Consider the following 10000-nt stretch of genomic DNA (forward strand, 5'->3'; position numbering starts at 1 on the left):
GTAGCGAAATTCCTTGTCGGGTAAGTTCCGACCTGCACGAATGGTGCAACGATCTGGACACTGTCTCAGCCATGAGCTCGGTGAAATTGTAGTATCGGTGAAGATGCCGATTACCCGCTGTGGGACGAAAAGACCCCGTGCACCTTTACTATAGCTTAGTATTGGTTTTGGATAAGTAATGTGTAGGATAGGTGGGAGACTTTGAAGTGGCGTCGCTAGGCGTTGTGGAGTCATTGTTGAAATACCACCCTTTGCTTGTCTAGAGTCTAACCTTCAATGAAGGGACAGTGCTTGGTGGGTAGTTTGACTGGGGTGGTCGCCTCCAAAAGAGTAACGGAGGCTTCTAAAGGTACCCTCAGCACGCTTGGTAACCGTGCGTAGAGTGCAATGGCATAAGGGTGCTTGACTGAGAGACCTACAAGTCGATCAGGTTGGAAACAAGAGCATAGTGATCCGGTGGTTCCGTATGGAAGGGCCATCGCTCAAAGGATAAAAGGTACGCCGGGGATAACAGGCTGATCTCCCCCAAGAGCTCATATCGACGGGGGGGTTTGGCACCTCGATGTCGGCTCGTCACATCCTGGGGCTGGAGAAGGTCCCAAGGGTTGGGCTGTTCGCCCATTAAAGTGGCACGCGAGCTGGGTTCAGAACGTCGTGAGACAGTTCGGTCTCTATCTACAGTGGGCGTTAGAAATTTGAGTGGATCTGACTCTAGTACGAGAGGACCGAGTTGGACTAACCTCTGGTGTATCTGTTGTTCCGCCAGGAGCATTGCAGAGTAGCTACGTTGGGAAGGGATAAGCGCTGAAAGCATATAAGCGCGAAACCCACCACAAGATGAGATTTCTTTAAAGGGTCGTAGGAGATGACTACGTTGATAGGTCATAGGTGTAAAGGCAGTAATGTCATAGCCGAGTGATACTAATAACCCATAGGCTTATTGTACGCCTGTTTTTTATAAAGTTCAATACAGATTTTCATGAATCATTTTTTTAATATGTTATTTTATACGGTTAAGTAGTTAATACTACATACACCGAAAGATTTAAGGTGATTATAGCGATGGGGCTCACCTCTTACCATTCCGAACAGAGAAGTTAAGCCCATTTGCGCCGATGGTACTGCATTTGTGGGAGAGTAGGTCGTTGCCTTTTTAGAGAACCCTTCATATTTATTTATGAAGGGTTTTTTTGTGCCCCAAAATGAAATAAATTACTAGGTAAAAAGGCTGAAGTAAATAGACATAAGGCAAAAGGAACTAGATGATATAGACCATAACTTAAAAGCTATTAATAAAAAGCAAATAACTAGAAAGCAAAAGTTAGTAGAGAAAAGGGTAAGTTAAAAAGGGATATAAGAAAGTATTCACACATCATCTTTTTCCTTAAAGTAGGCACTAAGTAGAAAGTAAAGCTCAGAAGATATTAGAGAAAAGGGTTAATTCAATACGTTAGAATGTTATGTTCAAATTTGAAAACCTATAATTATGATCTATTACCTTAAAGTAGGTTATACATTATATTAAATTTACCAAAAGTGATATCTAATATTCAAATTTTAAAAACTATAAATCTGATCTTTTATTATTAAAGTATGTACCATTTGGTAGATGTTTCTTAATAAATGCTGTTTAATCAGACTACACTCAATACTGTTTATTTGTAGACGATACTGTTTTCATTCATTATTAAGTACATTATAAATTGTCTAGAATCTTATATTCAAATTAGAACCCCTTCAAACTAGATCTTTAAATTATATTAGACTATAAGTACTATGTGTTTTTTATAATTGATAGTTATTCGTATTGTAGTAGATTCCATTATATAGTAAAGAATATTAAGACTAGTAATAATTTTAATATAGTTTTAGTTTTTCGTGTGGAATTACCCAAAGATTAGACCTTGTTATATTCGTGTTTATATTGAAATGATATTTTAGGACAAAGACACTGGAGGTATAAACCTCTAAAATCTAAAATCTAAATTCAGAGCTATTTGTTATCTATTCTATTAAGACATTAGGATTCGTTCGTAGGTGAAATGTAAATTAATTTCTATAAATTTTATTGTATAAACACAAAACACAAAACACAAAACACAAAACACAAAACACAAAACACAAAAACAAAATCTAAAATCTAATACATAATACGTATTGGTATATTTTGACTATAGTTTGAGAGTGTAAAACGATTATTGTCTTTGGTGATTGTATGGATCTGCACATGTATCAAGATTATTAGATATTTTCTAATTATTTTTTTTCAGGATCTAGTCTACTTGGATTATGTTTTGTGGTAAAAGTTGTTACTCTTAGATACCAGAATAAATTAATAAGGCTATTAAAAACAACTAATCCCTAATGAGAATATTGTAATACGGGAGTTTTACTTAAGCTGCTAGATCTTTTTTAGTATAATAGTCTTACAGGAATAATATTATTTCGAAAAAAAGCTCATTAAATATAACAGTATTCAAGATTAATAGGGACGTAATTCACTGTTCCAGGAGTTATATTATAAAGAGGATTTTGCAGTAGGACACTAAATAGGGTTTGTTTTCATACTACTATAACTTATTTAAAGTTTTTATACTTACTGTAACCTGCTAAGCATAAAGGCTTAAAGATAGATGTTACGTTTAAATTAAAAAAAGATTACCAAAAGGGTTGTGGGAACCAAAAAGGCTTGTATATTTGCACCCCGAAAACGACGTAACTATAACAGGTTATTTAGTTGTTAGGGAAACGTTCAGAGAGTTATTATGACAGTGGAATAGAAAAGAGTCAAATCTTTTCAAATAAAGCTTGTGGGATTTAAAAAAGCGAATTATATTTGCACCCGCTTAAGGAAATAACATCTTAAGAGACAGAGAAAAAAGTTCATAAACATATTGAATTGACAGCGTACGAATTTAATTGGAAACGATTAAGTTCAAACAAGAGAATAAGCCATTTAGAGTACTAGATATTTCTTTAATTGTTAAGCATATTAGTCGAAAGACTTTAAAATTTAACGATGAAGAGTTTGATCCTGGCTCAGGATGAACGCTAGCGGCAGGCTTAACACATGCAAGTCGAGGGGTAACATTGTGCTTGCACAGATGACGACCGGCGAACGGGTGCGTAACGCGTATAGAATCTACCTCTTACTAAGGGATAGCCCAGAGAAATTTGGATTAAGACCTTATAGTATATAAGACTGGCATTCAGTTTTATATTAAAGATTACGGTAAGAGATGACTATGGCGTCCTATTAGCTAGATGGGTGTGGTAACGGCACACCATGGCAAGCGATAGGTAGGGGGCCCTGAGAGGGGGATCCCCCACACTGGTACTGAGACACGGACCAGACTCCTACGGGAGGCAGCAGTGAGGAATATTGGACAATGGAGGCAACTCTGATCCAGCCATGCCGCGTGCAGGATGACTGCCCTATGGGTTTGTAAACTGCTTTTATACAGGAAGAAACCATCTCACGTGTGAGATCTTGACGGTACTGTAAGAATAAGGATCGGCTAACTCCGTGCAGCAGCCGCGGTAATACGGAGGATCCAAGCGTTATCCGGAATCATTGGGTTTAAAGGGTCCGTAGGTGGATAATTAAGTCAGAGGTGAAAATCCTGCAGCTCAACTGTAGAATTGCCTTTGATACTGGTTATCTTGAGTTATTATGAAGTAGTTAGAATATGTAGTGTAGCGGTGAAATGCATAGATATTACATAGGAATACCAATTGCGAAGGCAGATTACTAATAATATACTGACACTGATGGACGAAAGCGTGGGGAGCGAACAGGATTAGATACCCTGGTAGTCCACGCCGTAAACGATGGTCACTAGCTGTTCGAACTTCGGTTTGAGTGGCTAAGCGAAAGTGATAAGTGACCCACCTGGGGAGTACGTTCGCAAGAATGAAACTCAAAGGAATTGACGGGGGCCCGCACAAGCGGTGGAGCATGTGGTTTAATTCGATGATACGCGAGGAACCTTACCAGGGCTTAAATGTAGATTGACAGGACTAGAGATAGTTTTTTCTTCGAGACAATTTACAAGGTGCTGCATGGTTGTCGTCAGCTCGTGCCGTGAGGTGTCAGGTTAAGTCCTATAACGAGCGCAACCCCTGTTGTTAGTTGCCAGCGAGTCATGTCGGGAACTCTAACAAGACTGCCATGTGCAAACTGTGAGGAAGGTGGGGATGACGTCAAATCATCACGGCCCTTACGTCCTGGGCTACACACGTGCTACAATGGTAGGGACAGAGAGCAGCCACTTGGGCGAACCAGGAGCGAATCTATAAACCCTATCACAGTTCGGATCGGAGTCTGCAACTCGACTCCGTGAAGCTGGGAATCGCTAGTAATCGCATATCAGCCATGATGCGGTGAATACGTTCCCGGGCCTTGTACACACCGCCCGTCAAGCCATGGAAGCTGGGAGTGCCTGAAGTCCGTCGCCGTAAGGAGCGGCCTAGGGTAAAATCGGTAACTAGGGCTAAGTCGTAACAAGGTAGCCGTACCGGAAGGTGCGGCTGGAACACCTCCTTTCTAGAGAAAGACGATTAAAGAGTATTAAAGTAATTAAGATAGTTTATTCTCCTGCTGTTAATTTAAAATCTATTATAGTAGAGTCTCATAGCTCAGCTGGTTAGAGCGCTACACTGATAATGTATGAGGTCGGCAGTTCGAGTCTGCCTGAGACTACTAACTACTATAATTAAAGGAAATTCTAGAAGTTGTCAATTCTAAATAAGTAATTCTGAATAGCAATTCGGATTCCTATATGGGGGATTAGCTCAGCTGGCTAGAGCGCCTGCCTTGCACGCAGGAGGTCATCGGTTCGACTCCGATATTCTCCACGATCAGTTTAAATACTGAAAACGTTCATTGACATATTGAAAAAAGATACATGAAAAAATAATATGAATTTATTTCATAATTATATATAATATTAAGGATATTAATTTATTAATATTTTTAGTAGAACTCATTAAAAAGCAAATAGTACAATAAGCTAAATAAGAGCGTATGGGGAATGCCTAGGCTCTCAGAGGCGATGAAGGACGTGATAAGCTGCGAAAAGCTGGCGAGGATTGGCACATACAATTTGATCCGCAGATATCCGAATGGGGCAACCCAGCATGTTGAAGACATGTTACACACCGCAAGGTGAGCAAACCCGGAGAACTGAAACATCTAAGTACCCGGAGGAGAAGAAAACAATAGTGATTCCGTTAGTAGTGGCGAGCGAACGCGGATTAGCCCAAACCATAAATGTTACGGCATTTGTGGGGTTGTAGGACTGCAATATTTGAGCTGTAATGAATTAGAATAGTTTGGAAAGACTAACCAAAGAGGGTGATAGTCCGTATAAGTAAAGAACAGTAAGATAGCAGTATCCTGAGTAGTGGCGGGACACGAGTAATCCTGTATGAATCAGTCGGAGACCATCCGATAAGGCTAAATACTCCTGATAGAGACCGATAGTGAACTAGTACCGTGAGGGAAAGGTGAAAAGAACCCTGAATAAGGGAGTGAAATAGAATCCTGAAACCATACGCTTACAAGCGGTCGGAGCCCTTTGGGGTGACGGCGTGCCTTTTGCATAATGAGCCTACGAGTTACCGTTGCTAGCAAGGTTAAGTGATTAAGTCACGGATCCGTAGCGAAAGCGAGTCTGAATAGGGCGTTTTAGTTAGTAGTGGTAGACGCGAAACCGTGTGATCTACCCATGGGCAGGTTGAAGCTATAGTAACATATAGTGGAGGACCGAACGCGGTTGACGTTGAAAAGTCTTCGGATGACCTGTGGGTAGGGGTGAAAGGCCAATCAAACTCGGAAATAGCTCGTACTCCCCGAAATGCAATTTAGGTGCAGCGTTGATTTATAGTTTTATAGAGGTAGAGCTACTGATTGGATGCGGGGGCTTCACCGCCTACCAATTCCTGACAAACTCGCGAATGCTATAAAATGTTAATCAGCAGTGAGGGCATGGGTGCTAAGGTCCATGTCCGAAAGGGAAAGAACCCAGACCATCAGCTAAGGTCCCAAAATATATGTTAAGTTGAAAAAACGAGGTTGAACTGCTTAGACAGCTAGGATGTTGGCTTGGAAGCAGCCATTCATTTAAAGAGTGCGTAACAGCTCACTAGTCGAGCGGTTCGGCATGGATAATAATCGGGCATAAACATATTACCGAAGCTATGGACTTGTAAAAGTGGTAGGGGAGCATTGTAGTGGCGTTGAAGGTGTTCTGTGAGGAATGCTGGAGTAGCTACAAAAGAAAATGTAGGCATAAGTAACGATAATGCGGGCGAGAAACCCGCACTCCGAAAGACTAAGGTTTCCTCAGCTATGCTAATGCAGCTGAGGGTTAGTCGGGACCTAACGCGAACCCGAAAGGGGTAGTGGATGGACAACAGGTTAATATTCCTGTAGCCTGCTCTCATTAAAAGTGACGGAGGCGAAAGTTAGTGCGCACAGACGGAATTGTGCGTTGAAGGGAGGGGTAACCCCCCGATAGTACACTAAGACTACGGTCGCGGTGATAATCTAGCAAATCGACTTCCAAGAAAAGCGAGAGAAGCAGCCCGTACCCTAAACCGACACAGGTAGTTTGGGATGAGAATTCTAAGGAGGCTCGTAGAGGATTCATGGCTAAGGAACTAGGCAAAATAGACCTGTAACTTCGGGAGAAAGAGTCGCCACCCTTCGGGGTGGCCGCAGTGAAAAGGTCCAGGCGACTGTTTATCAAAAACACAGGGCTATGCTAAATTGAAAGATGACGGTATATGGCCTGACACCTGCCCGGTGCTGGAAGGTTAAGTGGAGGGTTTAGCTTCGGCGAAGATCTCAAATGAAGCCCCAGTAAACGGCGGCCGTAACTATAACGGTCCTAAGGTAGCGAAATTCCTTGTCGGGTAAGTTCCGACCTGCACGAATGGGTGGGCAACGATCTGGACACTGTCTCAGCCATGAGCTCGGTGAAATTGTAGTATCGGTGAAGATGCCGATTACCCGCTGTGGGACGAAAAGACCCCGTGCACCTTTACTATAGCTTAGTATTGGTTTTGGATAAGTAATGTGTAGGATAGGTGGGAGACTTTGAAGTGGCGTCGCTAGGCGTTGTGGAGTCATTGTTGAAATACCACCCTTTGCTTGTCTAGAGTCTAACCTTCAATGAAGGGACAGTGCTTGGTGGGTAGTTTGACTGGGGTGGTCGCCTCCAAAAAGAGTAACGGAGGCTTCTAAAGGTACCCTCAGCACGCTTGGTAACCGTGCGTAGAGTGCAATGGCATAAGGGTGCTTGACTGAGAGACCTACAAGTCGATCAGGTTGGAAACAAGAGCATAGTGATCCGGTGGTTCCGTATGGAAGGGCCATCGCTCAAAGGATAAAAGGTACGCCGGGGATAACAGGCTGATCTCCCCCAAGAGCTCATATCGACGGGGGGGTTTGGCACCTCGATGTCGGCTCGTCACATCCTGGGGGCTGGAGAAGGTCCCAAGGGTTGGGCTGTTCGCCCATTAAAGTGGCACGCGAGCTGGGTTCAGAACGTCGTGAGACAGTTCGGTCTCTATCTACAGTGGGCGTTAGAAATTTGAGTGGATCTGACTCTAGTACGAGAGGACCGAGTTGGACTAACCTCTGGTGTATCTGTTGTTCCGCCAGGAGCATTGCAGAGTAGCTACGTTGGGAAGGGATAAGCGCTGAAAGCATATAAGCGCGAAACCCACCACAAGATGAGATTTCTTTAAAGGGTCGTAGGAGATGACTACGTTGATAGGTCATAGGTGTAAAGGCAGTAATGTCATAGCCGAGTGATACTAATAACCCATAGGCTTATTGTACGCCTGTTTTTTTATAAAGTTCAATACAGATTTTCATGAATCATTTTTTTAATATGTTATTTTATACGGTTAAGTAGTTAATACTACATACACCGAAAGATTTAAGGTGATTATAGCGATGGGGCTCACCTCTTACCATTCCGAACAGAGAAGTTAAGCCCATTTGCGCCGATGGTACTGCATTTGTGGGAGAGTAGGTCGTTGCCTTTTTAGAGAACCCTTCATATTTATTTATGAAGGGTTTTTTTGTGTCCGAATATGAAATAAATTACTAGGTAAAAAGGCTGTAAGTAAATAGACATAAGGCAAAAGGAACTAGATGATATAGACCATAACTTAAAAGCTATTAATAAAAAGCAAATAACTAGAAAGCAAAAGTTAGTAGAGAAAAGGGTAAGTTAAAAAGGGATATAAGAAAGTAATTCACACATCATCTTTTTCCTTAAAGTAGGCACTAAGTAGAAAGTAAAGCTCAGAAGATATTAGAGAAAAGGGTTAATTCAATACGTTAGAATGTTATGTTCAAATTTGAAAACCTATAATTATGATCTATTACCTTAAAGTAGGTTATACATTATATTAAATTTACCAAAAGTGATATCTAATATTCAAATTTTAAAAACTATAAATCTGATCTTTTATTATTAAAGTATGTACCATTTGGTAGATGTTTCTTAATAAATGCTGTTTAATCAGACTACACTCAATACTGTTTATTTGTAGACGATACTGTTTTCATTCATTATTAAGTACATTATAAATTGTCTAGAATCTTATATTCAAATTAGAACCCCTTCAAACTAGATCTTTAAATTATATTAGACTATAAGTACTATGTGTTTTTTATAATTGATAGTTATTCGTATTGTAGTAGATTCCATTATATAGTAAAGAATATTAAGACTAGTAATAATTTTAATATAGTTTTAGTTTTTCGTGTGGAATTACCCAAAGATTAGACCTTGTTATATTCGTGTTTATATTGAAATGATATTTTAGGACAAAGACACTGGAGGTATAAACCTCTAAAATCTAAAATCTAAATTCAGAGCTATTTGTTATCTATTCTATTAAGACATTAGGATTCGTTCGTAGGTGAAATGTAAATTAATTTCTATAAATTTTATTGTATAAACACAAAACACAAAACACAAAACACAAAACACAAAACACAAAACACAAAAACAAAATCTAAAATCTAATACATAATACGTATTGGTATATTTTGACTATAGTTTGAGAGTGTAAAACGATTATTGTCTTTGGTGATTGTATGGATCTGCACATGTATCAAGATTATTAGATATTTTCTAATTATTTTTTTTCAGGATCTAGTCTACTTGGATTATGTTTTGTGGTAAAAGTTGTTACTCTTAGATACCAGAATAAATTAATAAGGCTATTAAAAACAACTAATCCCTAATGAGAATATTGTAATACGGGAGTTTTACTTAAGCTGCTAGATCTTTTTTAGTATAATAGTCTTACAGGAATAATATTATTTCGAAAAAAAGCTCATTAAATATAACAGTATTCAAGATTAATAGGGACGTAATTCACTGTTCCAGGAGTTATATTATAAAGAGGATTTTGCAGTAGGACACTAAATAGGGTTTGTTTTCATACTACTATAACTTATTTAAAGTTTTTATACTTACTGTAACCTGCTAAGCATAAAGGCTTAAAGATAGATGTTACGTTTAAATTAAAAAAAGATTACCAAAAGGGTTGTGGGAACCAAAAAGGCTTGTATATTTGCACCCCGAAAACGACGTAACTATAACAGGTTATTTAGTTGTTAGGGAAACGTTCAGAGAGTTATTATGACAGTGGAATAGAAAAGAGTCAAATCTTTTCAAATAAAGCTTGTGGGATTTAAAAAAGCGAATTATATTTGCACCCGCTTAAGGAAATAACATCTTAAGAGACAGAGAAAAAAGTTCATAAACATATTGAATTGACAGCGTACGAATTTAATTGGAAACGATTAAGTTCAAACAAGAGAATAAGCCATTTTAGAGTACTAGATATTTCTTTAATTGTTAAGCATATTAGTCGAAAGACTTTAAAATTTAACGATGAAGAGTTTGATCCTGGCTCAGGATGAACGCTAGCGGCAGGCTTAACACATGCAAGTCGAGGGGTAACATTG

2 tRNA genes and 6 rRNA genes (2 of these 8 running past the window's edge) are annotated in these 10000 nt (G+C 39.5%); all 8 read left to right on the forward strand.

What is annotated here, in order from left to right:
* Positions 1-945 (forward strand): 23S ribosomal RNA (locus H0I26_RS09320) (it extends 1876 nt beyond the left edge of the window).
* A gap of 101 nt (positions 946-1046) precedes the next feature.
* Positions 1047-1154: ribosomal RNA gene (gene rrf, locus H0I26_RS09325) — 5S ribosomal RNA — on the forward strand.
* Between the two features lie 1862 nt (positions 1155-3016).
* Positions 3017-4546 (forward strand): 16S ribosomal RNA (locus H0I26_RS09330).
* An 81-nt stretch (positions 4547-4627) separates the two neighbouring features.
* Positions 4628-4702: transfer RNA gene (locus H0I26_RS09335), tRNA-Ile, on the forward strand.
* An 81-nt stretch (positions 4703-4783) separates the two neighbouring features.
* Positions 4784-4857: transfer RNA gene (locus H0I26_RS09340), tRNA-Ala, on the forward strand.
* Between the two features lie 148 nt (positions 4858-5005).
* Positions 5006-7848, forward strand: a 23S ribosomal RNA gene (locus H0I26_RS09345).
* A 102-nt stretch (positions 7849-7950) separates the two neighbouring features.
* Positions 7951-8058 (forward strand): 5S ribosomal RNA (gene rrf / locus H0I26_RS09350).
* A gap of 1865 nt (positions 8059-9923) precedes the next feature.
* A 16S ribosomal RNA gene (locus tag H0I26_RS09355) occupies positions 9924-10000 on the forward strand; it runs 1441 nt beyond the window's last position.
* The 16S, 23S and 5S rRNA genes sit together here with 2 tRNA genes alongside, the layout of an rRNA operon.

The organism is Olleya sp. HaHaR_3_96 (assembly GCF_019278545.1).
Lineage (GTDB): Bacteria > Bacteroidota > Bacteroidia > Flavobacteriales > Flavobacteriaceae > Olleya.